The organism is Pseudoalteromonas sp. 78C3, assembly GCF_002836695.1.
In the GTDB taxonomy this organism is placed as follows: Bacteria; Pseudomonadota; Gammaproteobacteria; order Enterobacterales; family Alteromonadaceae; genus Pseudoalteromonas; species Pseudoalteromonas arctica.
Genome location: NZ_PJAV01000166.1, coordinates 61,018 through 79,537, shown reverse-complemented (window position 1 = coordinate 79,537; position 18,520 = coordinate 61,018). Strand labels below are relative to the sequence as shown.

The 18,520-nt window shown below is 38.6% G+C and carries 14 protein-coding genes; 3 read left to right on the top strand and 11 right to left on the bottom strand.

Going from position 1 to position 18,520, the window contains the following annotated elements; genetic code table 11:
• Nucleotides 1-28: 28 nt before the first annotated feature.
• The 5 genes from CXF76_RS15780 to CXF76_RS15760 all read right to left on the bottom strand — a co-directional run bounded on the left by CXF76_RS15780 (nt 29) and on the right by CXF76_RS15760 (nt 7,423).
• The gene (locus CXF76_RS15780) at nt 29-3,430 is read right to left on the bottom strand and encodes a chromosome segregation SMC family protein (protein WP_101164112.1); all 3,402 of its coding nucleotides are present in this window, start codon (nt 3,428-3,430) and stop codon (nt 29-31) included.
• A 68-nt stretch (nt 3,431-3,498) separates the two neighbouring features.
• Nucleotides 3,499-4,230 (bottom strand): RNA methyltransferase, encoded by a 732-nt coding sequence (locus tag CXF76_RS15775; protein WP_101164111.1) that lies wholly within the window; start codon nt 4,228-4,230, stop codon nt 3,499-3,501.
• Between the two features lie 76 nt (nt 4,231-4,306).
• Nucleotides 4,307-6,343 (bottom strand): FUSC family protein, encoded by a 2,037-nt coding sequence (locus CXF76_RS15770; RefSeq protein ID WP_101164110.1) that lies wholly within the window; start codon nt 6,341-6,343, stop codon nt 4,307-4,309.
• 10 nt (nt 6,344-6,353) lie between these two features.
• Complete coding sequence (locus CXF76_RS15765) at nt 6,354-7,214, bottom strand: efflux RND transporter periplasmic adaptor subunit (protein ID WP_101164109.1); 861 nt, start codon at nt 7,212-7,214, stop codon at nt 6,354-6,356.
• Between the two features lie 5 nt (nt 7,215-7,219).
• Nucleotides 7,220-7,423: a DUF1656 domain-containing protein gene (locus CXF76_RS15760; protein ID WP_008171772.1), complete on the bottom strand. Its 204-nt coding sequence runs from the start codon at nt 7,421-7,423 to the stop codon at nt 7,220-7,222.
• 394 nt (nt 7,424-7,817) lie between these two features.
• Between CXF76_RS15760 and CXF76_RS15755 the strand changes: the two genes are divergently transcribed.
• The 3 genes from CXF76_RS15755 to CXF76_RS15745 are packed head-to-tail and all read left to right on the top strand — an operon-like array spanning nt 7,818 to nt 10,344.
• Nucleotides 7,818-8,927 (top strand): YjgN family protein, encoded by a 1,110-nt coding sequence (locus tag CXF76_RS15755; protein WP_024593853.1) that lies wholly within the window; start codon nt 7,818-7,820, stop codon nt 8,925-8,927.
• A 9-nt stretch (nt 8,928-8,936) separates the two neighbouring features.
• Nucleotides 8,937-9,959, top strand: a complete 1,023-nt coding sequence (locus tag CXF76_RS15750) for a M48 family metallopeptidase (protein WP_024591602.1) — start codon at nt 8,937-8,939, stop codon at nt 9,957-9,959.
• Nucleotides 9,946-10,344, top strand: coding sequence for a DoxX-like family protein (locus CXF76_RS15745; protein ID WP_101164108.1), 399 nt, complete (start codon nt 9,946-9,948; stop codon nt 10,342-10,344). Before CXF76_RS15750 ends, CXF76_RS15745 begins: the two co-directional genes overlap by 14 nt.
• Before the next feature lie 54 nt (nt 10,345-10,398).
• Here CXF76_RS15745 and speB read toward each other — a convergent pair whose 3' ends face one another.
• The 6 genes from speB to CXF76_RS15715 form a co-directional block, all read right to left on the bottom strand.
• Complete coding sequence (speB, locus tag CXF76_RS15740) at nt 10,399-11,322, bottom strand: agmatinase (RefSeq protein ID WP_007583987.1); 924 nt, start codon at nt 11,320-11,322, stop codon at nt 10,399-10,401.
• A 3-nt stretch (nt 11,323-11,325) separates the two neighbouring features.
• Nucleotides 11,326-13,239 (bottom strand): biosynthetic arginine decarboxylase, encoded by a 1,914-nt coding sequence (speA, locus tag CXF76_RS15735; protein ID WP_007378101.1) that lies wholly within the window; start codon nt 13,237-13,239, stop codon nt 11,326-11,328.
• 676 nt (nt 13,240-13,915) lie between these two features.
• Nucleotides 13,916-14,248: a YnfA family protein gene (locus CXF76_RS15730; RefSeq protein WP_007378102.1), complete on the bottom strand. Its 333-nt coding sequence runs from the start codon at nt 14,246-14,248 to the stop codon at nt 13,916-13,918.
• A 77-nt stretch (nt 14,249-14,325) separates the two neighbouring features.
• Nucleotides 14,326-15,195: an MYG1 family protein gene (locus CXF76_RS15725; RefSeq protein ID WP_024591604.1), complete on the bottom strand. Its 870-nt coding sequence runs from the start codon at nt 15,193-15,195 to the stop codon at nt 14,326-14,328.
• Nucleotides 15,196-15,428: 233 nt separating this feature from the next.
• The gene (locus CXF76_RS15720) at nt 15,429-15,890 is read right to left on the bottom strand and encodes a GNAT family N-acetyltransferase (protein ID WP_007583982.1); all 462 of its coding nucleotides are present in this window, start codon (nt 15,888-15,890) and stop codon (nt 15,429-15,431) included.
• Between the two features lie 345 nt (nt 15,891-16,235).
• Nucleotides 16,236-18,488 carry a sensor domain-containing phosphodiesterase gene (locus CXF76_RS15715; RefSeq protein ID WP_101164107.1) on the bottom strand — a complete coding sequence of 751 codons (2,253 nt, stop codon included), beginning with the start codon at nt 18,486-18,488 and terminating at the stop codon, nt 16,236-16,238.
• Nucleotides 18,489-18,520 lie beyond the last annotated feature (32 nt).

The window sequence follows — 18,520 nt, the reverse complement described above, 5'->3', positions numbered from 1 at the left end:
TAAAAAATAATACACTTGTTATAAAAATTTATGCATGTGCAAGTTGCACAGCCTGCTCTATATCTACAGCAACCATACGCGATACGCCAGGTTCTGCCATAGTAACACCTGTTAATCTACCAGCCATTTCCATCGCAATTTTATTATGACTAATATAAATAAACTGCACTGATTGTGACATTTCTTCAACCAAACGGCAAAAACGCACAACGTTGGCATCATCTAATGGTGCATCTACTTCGTCCAGCATACAGAAAGGAGCTGGATTGAGCCTGAATATAGAAAACACTAATGATAATGCGGTCAGCGCTTTTTCTCCACCACTTAACAAATGAATTGTTGAATTTTTCTTACCCGGTGGTCGTGCCATTATACTAACACCACTTTCGAGTAAATCGTCACTGGTTAATTCTAAATACGCACTACCACCACCAAAAACTTTAGGAAATAGCTCTGCAAAGTCTTCGTTAACTTGATCGAACGTCGCTTTAAAGCGTGTTTTGGTCTCACTATCAATTTTACGAATTGCACCTTCAAGGGTGCTTAACGCTTTTGTTAAATCATCTAATTGATTATCAAGATAATCACTACGAGCTTTAGCTAAATCAAACTCTTCTATTGCCGCTAAGTTTACTGCACCTAATTTATCTAACTGATTAGTAAATCCGGTTAACTGATTTTGCGCTGCACTTAAATTCAATGAATCAGGTAATTCATCAAGTATTGCTTTTAAGCTTTGCTTTAGCTCTTCTAATGGTTCGAGCGCAACTTGCGCTTTTATTAGTAAGCTTTGCTCTTCAATTGTTAGCTTTTGATGCTGCTCTTGCAAGCCCACCAGCTCACCTTGTGAGTTTTTAAGACTTGCTTGCTTGCTATTTAAACTTTCTTTAGCGTGAGCTAATTCTTTTTGTAGCATTACCAGGGCCTGCTCACCTTTTTGATGCTGTACTAAAAACTGCGTTATTTTATCGCTAAGCTCTTGCTCTGGTATAAGCAGTTCTTCTATTTCATTGAGTAATTCTTGTGCACCTTCAGATGCACTAACGTGCTCTTGCTCTGCATGGCTCAATTTGGTTTGGCTTAACTGCCATTCACTGCGTGCCTTTTGCTCTGAGAGCGTTGCCTTATGCGCTTGCGTTTTATATTGCTCAAGCATGCTTAATGCTTCGCTATAACTTTTATCACTTTGTGAGCGCAGGCTATTTGCAGCGTCTAACTCATCCGTTAAGTTGAGTTGCTGCTCATTTAACACTTCAAATTGCTCTGTTTGCTCATCAAGCACGGTATTTAATTGCAAAAGCTGGGTGGTTAATTGCTGTTTTTGTTGCTGTAGCTTTTCTAGTTGCAGCTTAAAGTGCGCTACTTGCTGTTTAAGCATATCGCTGCGTGTACCGGCTACTGCTATATTTTGCGCAAGCTCATGTATGGCTTCTTTTAGCTCGCTTTGCTCGTTAATTAACTTTATTTGATCAGCTGTATGTTCATCACGAGTGTGTGTTACTTGTTTTAGCTCATCCTCGGCATTGGTTAACTGCTGAGCTTTATCCTGCAACTGCTTATGTTTTAAAAGCAATGAGTTTTCGGCATTTCTATCGGCACTTACATGCCAGTTACGACCATATAAAGCACCGTTTTTATCCATAACGGCTGTATAATAAGCATCTTTTAAGAGCGTTAGATCACCGCTCTCGCTATAAGCAATGCGCGTTAAATGATCTGGGTACACGCCGCTTGTTATGAATGCCGCTAAGCTATTTTCAGCAATGTGCTTACCACTAATTGGCCACACACTATTATCAGCTTGCTGCTCACTTACATTTAAGTGCTCTAGCGATTTAAGTGCTTGCTCTATTAAGGGCTCAAAGCCTTCTTTAACACTTAGCTGATTAAACAAACCATTAGTACTTTCACTTTCTTCATCAAGCCCTAATGTACTTTTAAGCCCCGTTATACTGGCTTTTAACTCATTTATTGTTTGAGTAAGCGTCGAATATTGCTTTTGTGAGTTATTAACACGCTCATTTTGCACTTCAAGCTTAGCACTGCACTGCGTGTGCGCTGTTTGTTTAGCGGCAAGTTCTTGGGTTAATGTTTGTGTTTGCTGTGTTTGCTGCGTTAATTGTTGTTCTACATCGCTACTTTGTAAGTCAGTAAGCTGCGCATTTAACTGATCAATTTGCTCGTTAACGTGGCTTATTTGCTGCTGAGTTTGTTTAATGTGACTGCTATGCAGTTGCGCATTATTATTAAGTTGCTGCTGTTGCTCACACAAAGTTTGCCAGTGTGTATTGTGGCGCTGCTTCAGTGCTAATAATTCCTCAAGCTCATGCGTTAACTTCCTTACTTGCTCTTCGCACATTAACGCGTTTTCACTTGCCTCTTGCAGGGTTTCATTTAGTTGCTCGCACACAATTTGCTGCTGCGTTTTAACTTCAGTGCTATGGGTTTGGCGTTGCTGTAATTTAATTAAATTTTGTTTAAGCGTTTGAGTTTGTTGCTTTACATTTATTTGCTGTTGCTCAGCGCGGGTAAGCTCGGTGTGTATTACATGTTGCTGATGTTGTGCATCGCTTAGTTTATCTTGCTGAGCTTGTACTTGCCCTTCTAAGCTTGCAAGTACATCGTCATGCCCTGAGTTAGCAGTTTTAAAAAACGAAATTTGATCGTTCAGTTTTTTAATTAGAGTACTTTTTTCAAGTTGTTGCTGATGTAACTTTTGCCATTTTAAAACCGCAATTTGCCCTTTTAACGTTCGCTCTTGCGCTTTTAACTCGCGGTATTTTTTTGCATCAACCGACTGCACAGCCAATTTATCTAACTGGCTTTGCAGCTCTTTACGCACATCTAACAAACGCTCAAGGTTTTCGCGGGTGCTTTTAATGCGTGTTTGTGTTTCGCGGCGGCGCTCTTTGTATTTAGAAACACCAGCAGCTTCTTCTAAAAATACGCGTAATTCTTGTGGTTTACTTTCTATTAAGCGCGAGATCATCCCTTGCTCAATAATTGCGTAACTACGCGGACCAAGACCTGTACCTAAAAATATATCGGTAATATCACGCTTACGGCATTTACTGCCATTTAAAAAGTACAGCGATAGCCCGTCGCGCGTTACTAAGCGTTTAATGGCAATTTGGTTTCTGTCGGCAAATGTGTTTGAAGGACTACCTTTATCGTTATCAAAAACAAGCTCTACAGAAGCTTGTGATATGGCTTTACGATTAGTTGAGCCATTAAAAATAACGTCGGTCATGGCATCGCCACGCAGGTTTTTAGCAGAGCTTTCACCTAGCACCCATCGTACTGCATCAATAACGTTAGATTTGCCACAGCCATTAGGGCCTACAACACACGTCATTTGATCAGGAAATGGAATTTTAGTGGGCTCTACAAACGATTTAAAGCCCGCTAATTTAATAGTGCTTAAGCGCATCTTGTTGTTATTACCAATTTATTATTGTTATTTGTCATAAACAATTTAACCCATAATTTACTAATAGATTAAGCTTGTCGTTTAAAGTTATCTAAAATGATACCGGTCGCCATTGCAACATTAAGTGACTCTGCACCACCAAAAGCGGGAATGGTTATTTTATTGGTCACTAACTTTGCACATGTCTCGCGTATACCATGCGACTCACTGCCCATTAGTAAAACGCCTGAGCCCGTAAATTGGGTTTTATGTACACTTTGTCCATCTAAAAAAGCACCGTAAACAGGTAAATTTAAAGACTGTAAGTAATCAGGTAAATCTACTTGGCTTACCGATACCCTTACAAACGAGCCCATTGTGGCGCTAATTGTTTTAGGGTTGTAAGCGTCAGCGCTGTCGGTGCTAGTTACTATATGTTTAATACCGTACCAATCGGCTACTCTAATTATTGTGCCTAAATTACCAGGATCAGATACGCCATCAAGCGCGAGTATTAAGCCATTTGCTTGTGGTAAAGCCGCCTTTGGCATATCAACAATCGCAATGGCTGCATTATTGCTAACTAATGTGCTCGCTTTAGTGAGGATCTCTTCATCCGCTTCAATAAAATTAGCGTGCTGATACTCACTTTGGTATGCATTTATAAATTCGTTTGTAGCAAAAATATTAACCACATTTAATGGGCTGTTTAATAACTCAAGTACGTTTTTTTCACCCTGTACAAGGTATTGATTATATTGCTTTCGGTACTTTTTTTGGCCAAGTTGGCGAATAAGTTTGAGTTGGTTTTTTGAAATCATAACAGCCCCATAAAATTGTCCATTAAGTATAACAGATTTCGTTATAACATCTGAACTCGAAAAGCAGCGAATGGGGTTAATTTATCTTGCTGGCACTTCTTTCAAAAGTCAGATTAATGCGAATAAACATCCCTTTTATTGCCTCTAATTGGTTTGAATCACCAACAGATGCGGCTAATTCATTATAAAGATTATCAGACGCTTGCTTAAAGTTTTCATCAAACTTACCTTTGGTAGCCAGCATAAATGCATCAGCCAACGTGCGTTGCCATTCATTTAAATATTTTAGCTTTGTGTCACCAGCAAGATTTTCGCAAATTGAGTTTAATCGCACTGAGGCATGTCCTAAGTTTAAGCCGGTTAGGGCAAGGTCAGTAATGGCGCGTGAGTGTGAGCCCTGATCGTAATTAGTTAAGCGTATTAACCTATCTGCCATGCGGCGGTTGTACCAAATACTCGGAGTTTGATGTGTATTTATTTCGAGTAAATCTTTATAGGTAGCCTTAAAAACACGATGAACAAGTAACTGAACACTTGGTCCTGTAAATAACTGAAAAATCCAAAATAAAATACTCACGCCAGCAAAAATCGCGATTGCAGAGCTGAGTGTATAATCAATTGAAAAAGCTAGGCTCATATCCGTGCTGGGTCTAACCAAAATAGTAAATGGAATACAAAACCCTAAGCCGTATGGCAGCGTTTGTTGATCAGCGAGTAACAGCAAACCCAAAAAATACGGACCAGCTAATACAAGCAACAATATTTCTAATTGCCCACCACTCTGCGACAGTAAATTTAACGCATAAAAAATAGTTACAAAAGTAGCAACAATTATACCTGCCAATAAACGTTTAATTACAACCTGTAAAATAGCCAAGGGTATTCGCGCCAGCATTATCGAAAATATGACCGGTAATATCATAATTAATAATGCAGCTGAAGAACCTGTATTAATCCAAATAAATGCACCGATAGAAAACACCAAAGCAGTTCTAAATCCAACAATAATGCCAGCTAATGGGTCGCGATATGTAAGCATACTGGGTGCATTTAATAATGTTTTATCGCGTTGTTCTAAAGCTCTGTATGCCCGTAGTAAAATTGTTAAGTCGGCTGCCACTTCTAAGCTCACATTGAGCATGTGAGATTCAAATGGCGAATCACACACCGTATTTGCTCTATAGTCGGTTAGCTCTTTACGCAGTGTTTTAACTTGTTCGGCGCAGTAATCAAAATCGTCAGATTCTTTAATTTGCGCGAATACGTGTTTAAGTTTACTTATTAATTTGTCTAATGTGGGAGTAATGAGGTCTGCGTGGTTTCGTTGCAGGCGACCAATTATTTGAATTGAAGCCAGTAAAGAAAGTACTTTTTGCGACAATTGATTTGCAGCACGTGAGCGCCCTGGACCTTTTGGCCCTTCGTACCTTACTGCGCTAGAGTCTTCGTTTATTGATCCTAATGTTGCCATAATGCCATCTATTTGCTGATGACGATTTTCGTGCGAGCCTTTAGAATCAAGCTCAGTTACTAAATAATCTAACGTTTGGTTTATAACCGACCGCGCTTGTACTTGCAGTAAGTGTTTAACTTTTACAGGCCAAAATAAATGGCTCACAAGGCCTGCACATATTGAGCCTATTACTATTTCACTCACGCGCGCTTGTGCAATATCAAATATGCTTTGACTGCTTACCATTGCCGGAGTAACCATGACTAAAAGTACAATAATAGCGGCTGTTACACCTGCCATAGCAAACGCATAAACAAAGTTTGCTTGGCGTACCATTGCCGATAACGCAGAGTTTACCCCCAACCATAATGCAAGTGCACCGAGCGCTAAATAAGGGTAGAGAATTAACTGAGTTAAAAGCAATATGCCAAATAAACCACCCACTATGGTGCCTATTATTTGGCAAATTGCTTTTTCAATAACCAATCCGCTTTGCGGGCGTAATTGCAAAAATATAGCCGAGACTAACGCCCAATAAGGTCTTTCAAGATTAAGCCACATAGCAATAGTAAGCGCCATTACCATGGCTATAACGCCCTTAGTCGCAAAAATAATTGCCTGTTTTTTAGGAAAAAACAAATTTTGTAATACAACGCCCACTGTCTTCCCCTTAACGTGTAGCGAGATGTATTGTGGCGGTCATTCCTGCGCTTAACTGTGTATCTTCGGGCAATGAATCTAACTTAATATCAACAGGAATACGTTGCGATAAACGTACCCAATTAAATGTTTGTTGCACTTGCGGTAAAAGTTGTCCGTTACTTTGTGTATTCGTATTTGCAATTGCTTTACCTACACTCACTACATGCCCTGTTAATTGCTTACCACCGCTTAGAAGCGCTATTTTAGCTTCTTGATCAGGATAAATAAGCGGTATTTTACTCTCTTCAAAGTAACCCGTTACGTAAAATGAATCTGACTGCACGATAGCAAACACAGGTGTGCCTTGAGCTACATAGTTACCTTGGCGTAAATTCAGATTAATTATTTGTCCCGATGCAGGCGCAACAATTTTAGTTCTATCAACATTTAATTGCGCAATTGTTTGCTCTGTTTTAGCTAGGTTATAATTTGCCTCAGCAATTTTAGTATTGATACGTGTTGATTCTAGCGTTTCTTCACTTATTGCCTGTTGAGTGTTTAGCTCAACACGTCTTTCGTATTTATGTTTAGCAAGCTCCCATGTATATAGCGTATTTTCTGTATTGGCTTTACTTTTATCAAGCGCTGCTTGGTAACGCTTTTGATCGACATTAAAAAGTACTTCGCCTTTTTGTACGTTTTGACCATCTTTAATGTTTAAAGCAGTCACCCAACCCGACACGTCTGGAGCAACTGTAACTATGTCTGCTCGAATGCGACCGTCGCGCGTCCAAGGAGTATGCATGTAGTCAGTCCATACCCAACGCCCAGCAAAAACCGCAGCTATAACAACCAAGATAGTAAAAGTAATACGCAGATATTTAATCATTCAATTTATCTTCCACTTAGTAAATAGACGGCCAGTGCCAAGTAACAAACAAATAGTGACACTTCAAACCAAGCCACTTTCCAAATACGGTCATGCCAATCTAGTCGATGCAAAGCAAAACGAGTCAGCGCTGTTAAAATAAACGCAATTGGGAAATAAACAATCAGCGGGCTAAACTCTAATCCCCCTAGCACGACTGCTTGAAACATAATAAATATCCTAATGTTATTTAAAGCGGTGATAAAAGCTGTAAAACCTAAATAAATTTACATCCCTACTACTCTTACAATCTATTATTTTGGCATATAAATCAATTAGCTTAATTGTACGTAGGTGTGCTTAATACATAATTAATGCCATTACATTTAAGCAGCATTAACTATGTATAGTAGCTAAATCGCATATTAAAAAGCTAAAGATCCCAGTTACCAGCCAAATAAATAAAACCAGCGAGGTTTATTTATAAAAAAGTATTAGAGTATTTAACTCAAGACTTAAAACGCCTATTTATAGCTGTTTACAGAAGGGTGAGATAATTATAAACATTGAATTTTGCACTAAAAATGGGTAAATTAACAAAAAAACAACATGGATATAATTTTAATGGAATCAATACACCCTACCCCATCTGAAACAACCCCACCAATAAATGAGCCTGCTGAACCAATTTTTAGCGGAAAAGTGCAGTTTAGTGGTAAAGGCGGTGAGTTTTTTGGAATTTGGATTGTAAATATATTACTTAGCGTTATTACGCTTGGCATATACTCAGCGTGGGCTAAAGTACGTACGCATCGCTATTTTTACGGCCACACCCGCATAGATGGTCATAGTTTTGACTACCTAGCAACGCCAATACAAATTTTAAAAGGTCGGATTTTAGCGGTTATTGTATTTTTTATTTATACATTCTCTATTAGCTTTATGCCTATTTTAGGCCTGTTTATTGCTCTTGGTTTTATCTTTTTAATGCCATGGATTATTAACCAAGGTTTACGTTTTAATCTGCGTATGACCCGCCATCGTAATGTTCGCTTTGCTTTTAAAGGCAGCTATGGCGAAGCCTTTGTTAACTTTATACTATTACCTATTGCCAGCATATTTACGCTTTATTTATTAATGCCTTACGTTATAAAACGTATTGATAGCTATATACATAGCAATATTAGTTACGGTGACAAACCGCTTACTGTAAATCTAAAAGGCGAAACCTATTACCTAACAGCGCTTATTTGCTTTGTAGTGAGCTCTATCACCATGGTGGTATTTATGGGGATTTTAGGATTATTTGGCCTCAACTTAGTAGATATTGAAAACCAACAAAATTTAGAAAACTCTGCAGCTATGGTTATGCTTCCTATCTTTATGATGATTGCCTATGTGCTAATGATTGCCATTGTTTCTGCTGTATGGCACGCCGCTATTAGAAATCACATTTTTGATAACAGCCATTTTGAAGGCATTGCTACATTTAAATCTGAGCTAAAACCAATTCCTTTCGCTGTTTTACTACTCACTAACATGTTGGCTATTGTGTTTTCTTTAGGGCTTGCATACCCATGGACAAAAGTACGTACATCAAAAATGCTCGCTGATGTAACTAACGTCACTATTTATCCTGGTGCATTAAGCCTAATCGATACCGCGCAAGAGCAGCAATCATCATTTGCTGAGGAAGCTGCAAACGTATTTGATATTGACCTTTCTCTAACTTAAGAGCTCACTATGCATGTAAAGGGACATTTTTTCCCCATCGCGTCGAGTAACTATCAAGTGTGTGTTGCAACTATTAGCGACACACACATTGAAGTTATCAACGATGAACACGTTATAGCTCGCCACGCAATCTCAAGTCTAAAATTAAGTTCGGGGATGGCAGGACTTGCTGACGAACTAAACTTTGAAGATGGCAGTCGTTTTATTCCTCAAGATGTAAGTTACAGATGGCCATTTAAAGAAAATAACCATCACATAATGGAGCGCCTTGAAAAAAGTAAATGGGCAATTTTAGCCGCAGTCATATTTACACCACTTTTTATGTGGTTAGTACTTTATAAAGCGGTACCGGCCATTGCTGTTTACAGTGTTGATACCTTGCCACGAAATGTTGTGGAACAAATGGGGGAGCAAAGCTTTACACTAATTAAAAAGATTGCGCTTGACCCAAGCGAGCTGCCCGCAGAGCAACAAGCTAAAGTACAAGCGCATTTTACAAGTATGCTTAATGCGTTATCGCTTGATCAATCGATTTATAGATTATCGTTTTATAAATCAGACAGCTTTGGTGCTAACGCGTTTGCACTACCCCATGGTCGTATCGTGGTCACAGATGATTTAGCAAATTTACTTGCCGATAAACCCAATGCACTAAAAGCGGTATTGCTACACGAGATGGGCCATGTAGTCCACCAGCATAGCGTACGTATTACAGCACAATCTGCCGCAAGTACGATTGTGCTAGCGGTTGTATTTGGTGATTTAGAAGGGGTTGCAGAGGTTGCATTAGGTACGGGTGCATCGTTTGCTCAGCAAGGGTTTTCACGAGATATGGAACGCGAGGCAGATACCTTTGCACTCATTCAATTAGAGTCGCTTGGGTATTCGAGTAATGATTTTGCTGATGCAATAGAAGCGCTGCAAGAAAGCCATACCAGCGAAAACGAACACCTAGAAAAAGTAAATGACTTTTTAGAGTACTTATCTAGCCACCCAAGTGCACAAGAGCGTATTGACAATGCTAGGAAATAATCGCGGTTATATTCAACTTGCTCGCTACATAGTGAGTTTAAGTTGGATATATCATGGCTTTTTTCCAAAGCTTTATCATATAGCACCTCTTGAAAAATTAATGACTGGCAGTGCTGGTTTTTCAGCAGAAGTGTCTGACTTAATTACACGTTCGGCGGGTGTTGGCGAAATTATATTTGGATTGTGTTTATTTGTGTTTTATAAAAATAAACACCTAGTAATTTTAAATATTTTAGCATTAATTGGCCTTTTACTCGCTGTAGTTGCAATGCAGCCACAATTACTTATTGAAGCATTTAACCCTGTTACTACTAACCTGCCTCTTATTGGGCTAAGCGTTATTTGGTTAAAGGAAATTAAGCTGCTGAATAATCGATACCTCTAACTAAAAAAGGGTATGCCTGCGCATACCCTTTTTTGTAGTATTTAATTTGTAAAATTAGTACTTATTTTTATGCGTCCACAAATGCAGTAATTCGCTCGCAATGGTTGCTGCGGCAATAGCGGTAAGCTCACTTTGGTCGTACGAAGGTGATACTTCTACCACATCCATACCTACCATGTTTATGCCTTTTAGCGCACGCAGTACTTTAAGTACTTTATCTGACGTTAAACCACCGCACACAGGAGTGCCTGTACCAGGCGCAAACGCAGGGTCTAAACAATCAATATCAAACGTTAAGTAAACAGGTAGGTCACCTACTCGTTCAAGTATTTGCGCTGCAATATCATTTGCATGTAAATCGTTGGCTTGCATTGCATCAATCACAGCAAACTCATGTTTGCTTTGATCAAAGTCGGTACGAATACCTATTTGTATACTGTGTTCAACATCAATTAGCCCTTCCATTGGCGCATGATAAAACATAGTGCCGTGATCAAATCGCGAGCCGTTGCTATAGGTATCTGTGTGCGCATCAAAGTGCACTAACGCCATTTTGCCATGTATTTTTGCGTGAGCGCGTAACAGCGGAAGCGTCACAAAGTGATCGCCCCCTAAACCTAATAGCGTTTTACCTTGGCGAAGTATTTGCTCAGCAGCCATTTCAAGTTGCGCAGTAAAATATTCAGGGTCGCCAACAGGGTAAGTAAAATCCCCTGCGTCTGCCACTTTTAAGCGCTCAAACAACGGGAACGTCCACGGGTACTTAGTGTCTTCCCATGCTAAATGAACCGACGCACGACGAATCGCATCAGGACCTAAACGTGCACCAGGGCGACCCGATGTCGCTAAATCAAACGGTAAGCCTAAAACGACTACGTCTGCATCAATTGCATTAATATTTTGCACCATAGGACGACGTAAAAACGTCATCCCATTTGAGTACAATGAGTGATCTGCGTGACCAAACAAAGTCGACATTGCTTATAACTCTTCTAAATAAGTGTAGCCATCAAGGCCGCTTTGCAACTCGTCTAAAACGCTTTGCTGTTCGTGTTTTTCAATTTTAGTGCTTACTAACTGCTCGTATGATTGCTGAAAACTTTCAACATCTAAATGTACATAGCGCATCATATCGGCAACAGTGTCACCTTGGTTTATCTCGGTAATACTTGCAACGCCTTGCTCATCCATATTAACAATTGCGCTGTGCGTATCGCCAAACAAGTTATGCATGTCACCTAAAATTTCTTGATAAGCACCCACCAAGAAAAAGCCCATTAAATAAGGTTTATCAGCGCTAAACTCTGGTACAGGTAGTGTGCTTTCAATGCCTTGTCCATCTACGTAATGCTCAAGTGCACCGTCTGAATCACAGGTTATATCAAGTAATACAGCACGTTTTTTTGGTGCTTCAGTTAAGCCACTTAATGGCAATACCGGAAACACTTGATCAATGCCCCATGCGTCTGGAAGCGATTGAAATAACGAAAAGTTTACAAAAAACTTATCGGCTAAACGTACGTTTAACTCGTCAATAATAGGACGATGAAAACGGTTTTTGTTATCCATGTGCTTGTTAAGTTCATAACAAATACGAATATTAATTTGTTCAGCCCACGCACGCTGCGCTAAGTCTAATAAACCGAGTGCAAATTGGTTATGCGCTTCAGCTAAATCACCTTGGCTGTCGTGATAAATTTCAATTAATGCACGGTCATCCGTTAAATCAGTTAATTGTACAAACGATGCCCACATGTTTTTTAATAACAGGGGTGCATCTGCCGCTGGCGCTACTAACTCTTCTGGCGTGTAGCTTTCAGTACCAATAACATTGGAAATAAGCACAGCATGATGCGCTGTAAGCGCACGACCCGACTCAGAAATAATAGTCGGCATTGGTTGCTCATATTGCTTACATGTATCACCAATGGTGTACACAATGTTATTTGCATATTCAGCTAAGCTGTAATTCATAGAGTTATGCGACTGGCTACGTGTGCCGTCGTAATCAACAGCCAAACCGCCACCTACATCAAGGCAATCAATTTCTGCGCCTAATTTACGTAGCTCACAGTAAAAACGCGCAGCTTCGCTTACACCTAAACGTACGTCACGAATGTTCGCCATTTGTGAGCCTAAGTGAAAATGTACTAGCTGAAGTAAATCAAGCTGGTTTGCGTCTTTTAAACGATTAACTACATGCAAAACTTGCGATGCAGATAAACCAAATTTTGATTTTTCGCCGCCACTCGCTTGCCATTTACCTTTACCTTGCGACGCTAAACGTACACGAATACCAATGCGTGGTTTTACGTTAAGCTCTTTTGCTTGGCTAAGCACCATGTCTAGCTCAGAAAGCTTTTCAAGTACGATATACACTTTATGACCTAGCTTTTCGCCAATAAGTGCTAAACGTACGTATTCTTTATCTTTGTAGCCATTACATACAATAACGGCGCTGGTTTTTTCAGCCAATGCTAATACTGTAAGTAGTTCAGGCTTGCTGCCTGCTTCTAAACCAAGTTGCTTTTTTTCTACTTGTGCTTGGCTTGCTACTATTTCCTCAACCACTTCACGTTGTTGGTTTACTTTTATTGGGTAAACTAATAGGTAGTCTTTAGGGTAACCATAGTTTTCAATCGCAGTATTAAATGCGCCGCATAAGCTGTGTACACGATGGTGTAAAATTTGCGGAAAACGAACTAAAGCAGGTAAGCTTAAACCTTTATCTTGTAGTTGCTTTGCGATATCTGTTAATGCAATGGTTTGCTCTGGGGCATGAGCCTTGGGCGCAACATACACATCACCTTGATCATTAATACCAAAAAAACCTTGGCTCCAATGACGAACATTGTAGCTCGTACGAGCTTGTTCTAGTGATGTTGTTTCTTTCATTTATCTTTCTCTTTTATTTAATTAATTAGTGCCAACTCGGCTAGTGCCGCGCATTAAAAGAAAAATAGAGATCTAAGTCCAACAAGTATTTTTACTCGTAACGAGTGATTTCTAATATTAACAAAACAACCAATCACGCATTGCCCTCCAGCGTATATAAAATAGGACTTTGATGATTATTAAAGATAAGAAAAGCTGTAAAAAATGGCTGTTTTTAAATGACTCTTTATAAATTTTATTAGCAAAAATGAGTTACCCTATTCAATAAAACTAATCTGGAGTTACTTTGGTAATAGAATCTGCTTTTGAAGAATTAGAACCGAGTGTTCTACACGCTTCATATTACTCATAGTTTAGCCAACGTGTTGTGTTTAAGTAATACCTATGCATTTTTAAAATTGAATATAATCTGCACTTCTAAAACGCTCAGCATAACATCCACCAGCTTCAATAGTTGCTTAGCGCATATGTAGCGTTAGGTATTGCCTGTCGTATTGAAGTTGTTATATTTTATTGGCAGTTTGAAAATAATCGAGATAGGACTTTAAATAGCACTAGGGTGTGTTTATCTTTGGAGGTAGAAATTGCAGCTGTGCATTTGGTTTTTAGCCAAGACAGGGCCTATATGTGTTTTCCCCTATAAATAGGCGCTTTTTATTTATTGAGTATGAGCCAGCTATGCACTTTTTGGTGCGAACATAATTATAGCCATACCTAGTAGTGCAACTAAACCACCAATAATATCCCACATAGTAAGCTTTACGCCATCAACAACCCATAACCATAATAGCGCAACACAAATATATACGCCGCCATAAGCTGCATACACGCGCCCTGCTGCAGTAGGATGTAAAGATAGCAACCATGCAAATAGTGCCAAACTTAAAGCCGCAGGAATTAAAAGTAAAATGCTTTTATCTTGCTTAAGCCAAAGGTAAGGCAAATAACAACCCACTATTTCTGCTAAGGCTGTAATAGTAAAAAGTGCGATTGTTTTTAGTTCAAACATAATGCTCCACGCTAATATAACAAGCATAACAATCTATATAAATTGTTATGCTTAGTATTCGTTATGAATCTGCGTTGTTATTCGCTAAGCGCCATGGTGGCAAGTTTCATTGTGCTTTCAAACGACTTAGTGCCCGCTATAAATAAGCCATTGTGACAGAACACAGCGTCGTCAATACCGGTTTCATCTATAAACGCTTGATCAGATAAACCTGACCATGCTTTAGGAAGCGGTTTTCTATCTTCAAACGAGCCAGGCTCAACGGGTACTGTTTGTAATATCCATTGCCCAGAATGCGATGGGTAAACCATGTATAGCGCATCGCTTGATAAAATATGCACTGTTTTTTTCCACGGGGTGTATTTTTCAAGCACTATAACTCTGGCATCTTCTGCATTTTCAATTGCTTTAGCAACAATTGCTTTTGCATTTACACTACCGTGAGCTGAGGCGATAAAACGAATGAGCATGCGAGCTGCAAATTCAACAGCTTCATCAAAACAGGTATCAAAGTTACTCTCTTCTTCCCACGTAGGGTTAAACATTGAGATTGTTTGGCTCAAGCTTATTCCCTTTGATACACCTTCAACATGACCACAATCAATGGCATCAATGGTTGAAACTAAGCCTGAATCCACTCTATCAGCCACGGCTTGGTTATCATCACACAGCGCTAAGCCGTATTTTTTCCACACTAAACCAAATGATGAAAAAGGAATGCCATTTTCTCGCTCGCCTGCACCACCGCGTTGATGATGATCAAAGCGATTAGTTTCAGGATCGTATTCGCCACCTACATCAATTACAAAGTCGGCACTCTCTATAAGCGCTTTATCGCGAGTACGTACCAGTTTAAACGTTGGCAAAACATGTTTAAGTACCGCAATACTAAAAACGTCATCTGCATGAAAATTACCATTGTGGGTTACTACTGTTATTTCGCTCATTTGTTTATTGCTACTTTTAGAAAAGATAAAAATTCTCGCTTTGTAAGTTAGTCACTAATTATCGAGGCAGATTTTATACGAAGACAGGTGTTAAAAACAGTGAAGTATTTTTTGCATCACTATAAAAGCTGCTTTTATAGTTAATAGCTTGAGTATGACTTTTATTACAAGGTAATAATGAGGCCAGATATTTACGACACATTAAGCTTTAACATGTCGTAGCGTTAATAAGCTTATTGGCTAAGCCCTAACTCCATAAATACACTTTGTGGATTATCTACATATGAGCCAAAACTGCTACAGCGTTTAAAGCCTAAATTTTCATATAAATTGATTGATTTTATTTGTTTTGGACCTGTTTCTAAACGTATTAACGGGATTTGCTTTTCGCCAGCTTGATGTAATAAAATCTGCATAATACGTCTTGATAGCCCTTTACCACGATGACTTGGTTTTACATATAAACGTCTTATTTCGCCATAAGGCTGAGTATCAAATTTCTCTACAATCGCACCACAGGCAATAATACCTTCATCAGTTTTTAAACCAATAGCATACACATTAGGTAAGGTTAATTCGTTTAACTCCAGAGACTGCGCTGTAGCAACAGGGTATAAAGAATTTATAAGTCGGTCTATATCGTCAAATACATTTACTACATCGGGATCATTAGGGTTCAAATCGACTAACTGCATAAAGCTTCCATTCATTGTTATAAGTTTATTAAGCTTTAAATAATATATTCAAGCGGGCATAGCTTAGCATTGTTTAACCAAAAAATCTTTAGTCCTTATTTAGCATATAGTTTGAGGAATTTTAGCAGCTAGAAAAAGTAAAATGACCTTGCATATGGGAAGTTTTTGTTAGGTTATTACCAATTAGTAAACATTGGCCTTTAAGTAATTAAGCTCTGAGAGCATTTCCGTACCAAATTTGCTTAATTAAGTGATCTATTTTGAGATAAGAAAATCGTGTCGATAACAAGGCAGAATTTTTTAACACAGTTACCGCCAGATTTAATCCCTCTAATTGATTAAGTATTATTGCGGATTGCTATTAGCACTATGCCATTTTAAATAACGTTCTTTATCCATCGGCTTTGCAACTAAGTAGCCTTGCATAGTGTCAATATTCATTTTTTTAAGTAAGTCATACTGCTCTATTGTTTCTACGCCTTCTGCAACGACCACTAAGTTTAAGCTTTTTCCTAAACTGATAATTGTTTGCGCGATATTAAAGCCAATCTCATTATCTAAAATTTTATCAATAAAGCTTTTATCTATTTTTAATTCTTTAACAGGAAACGCACTTAAGTAAGCTAAGCAAGAGTATCCAGTTCCAAAATCGTCAATCGAAAATAAAAAGCCAGCCGCAATGAGCTCTTTCATTTGCCTAATTGTATAATCTATATCACTAGAGAGCATTGACTCGGTTATTTCTAACTTAATTTGTGATGCTCGAATATCAAATTCATTGATAGTGTTGAACAGCTCACCTTTTAAATTTGATGAATTGAACTGACTTTGACTAATATTAATTGAAACACTAAACGAGTCGTCAATGATAGCGCTTGCTTTAAGCTCGTTAATTAAAATACATATATCATGCAAAACAATATTTTGTAGTTTTTGAATAAGTCCGTATTGCTCTGCAATAGGTATAAATTCGTTTGCTGTTATCAGCCCTCTTTGAGGGTGGTCCCATCTAATAAGTGCTTCAGCACCAACAACATCACCCTGCGTATTAACTTGTGGCTGAAAGTAAGCACAAAACTCATTAGATGCAATTGCTCTCACTATGTCGGTTTCTAGCTCTGTTTGCTTTTCAAGTAGTGTTTGCAAGGCTGGATCGTAAAAGCTGCTGCTATTACCTCCTTTATTTTTAGAACGATACATAGCAGTATCTGCAAATTTTAATATATTGTCAGCCTGTGCATTTACGCTATCAATTAGGCAAATACCTATGCTACAACTTACTTGAAATGCAAGGTTGCCCACTTCAAACTTATCATGAAAAGCTCTTTGAATTTCTTTAGCAACGGCTTTACATTCTAGGATTGCTTGCTTTGTATCTTGCCCTATGTGTTTGAGTAAAATAATAAATTCATCACCACCCGCTCTGGCCAGTGTATCTGAGCCTTTTATTATTGCGCTTAACCTTTTTGATAACTCTACAAGTACTTCATCACCCGCACTGTGCCCTAACGAGTCATTAATACGCTTAAAGTTATCTAGGTCTAAAAATAATAATGCCCCTATATTTTTATTACGCTTAACACTCTCTACACACGCGCTTAATCTGTCGCTAAGCATTCTTCTATTTGGAAGGTTAGTTAATGGATCGTAAAAGGCGAGTTTATGAACTTCTTGCTCAGCCTTTTTCTTTATTGAAATATCTCTGGCCATCCATACTACATGTCTTTTTGTAGGACTATTGGGGTTGTAATGATCTAAAGCGGCAGCTCGTCCCTCAAAAACTATACTTCCTTTTGGCACATCTAATTCATATTCAAAAATTTGCATCTCGTTAGTCGATAGAGTTGTTTCGATGACATCCATTATCATCTTCGCATCTTTTTGAGGAAGCAGGTCTTTAACATTTTCACCAATAAGATCCGTGGTCGAATCAAGCAGTAACTCATTAGAGGTACCATAAACATCGGTATATGTGCCATCTTCACTTAAAATGAGGATGAGATCGGGCATTACTTTGGTGAAGGCTTTAAATTTTTCATTACTGTGCTGTAAATTAACGACAAGCTGTTTTGCCTTCTCAAATTCGTTACTTTTCTCAAGAGCGATACTTGAAAAGTGCACAAAAAAATCTATTAATTCTAAATCTTGCTCTGATGGGGTTTTAGGTGTGCTGTGATAGATAGCAAAGGTGCCTAACAAATCAGCTTGAGTTGAAAAAATAGGTGTTGACCAACATGACCTAAGATCAAACTTTAGCGCTAAATCTTTAAAGTCCTCCCATAGCGGTGAGATTTCAATATTTTCTACAATTATGCGCGATTTCGAAAATGCAGCAGTACCACAAGAGCCCACTTTTGGCCCTATGTGAACCCCATTAAGCAAACTACAGTACTCTGGGTGAATATTAGGGGCTGCGCAATGAAAAAGCTGCTGGCCTTTAACTGATAAAATGGAACACCTAGCAGATTCATCATCAATAATCTGCTCTATTGATAAACAAATTTCAGTAAGCACCTCATTTAAAGGTACCCCTAATGCAATTTTAGATAAAATGCCTTGCTGGTGAGATAATAACTTTTTTAACCTATCCGTACCCATTTTCACTTGCTCGCATTATTTATACATATTGA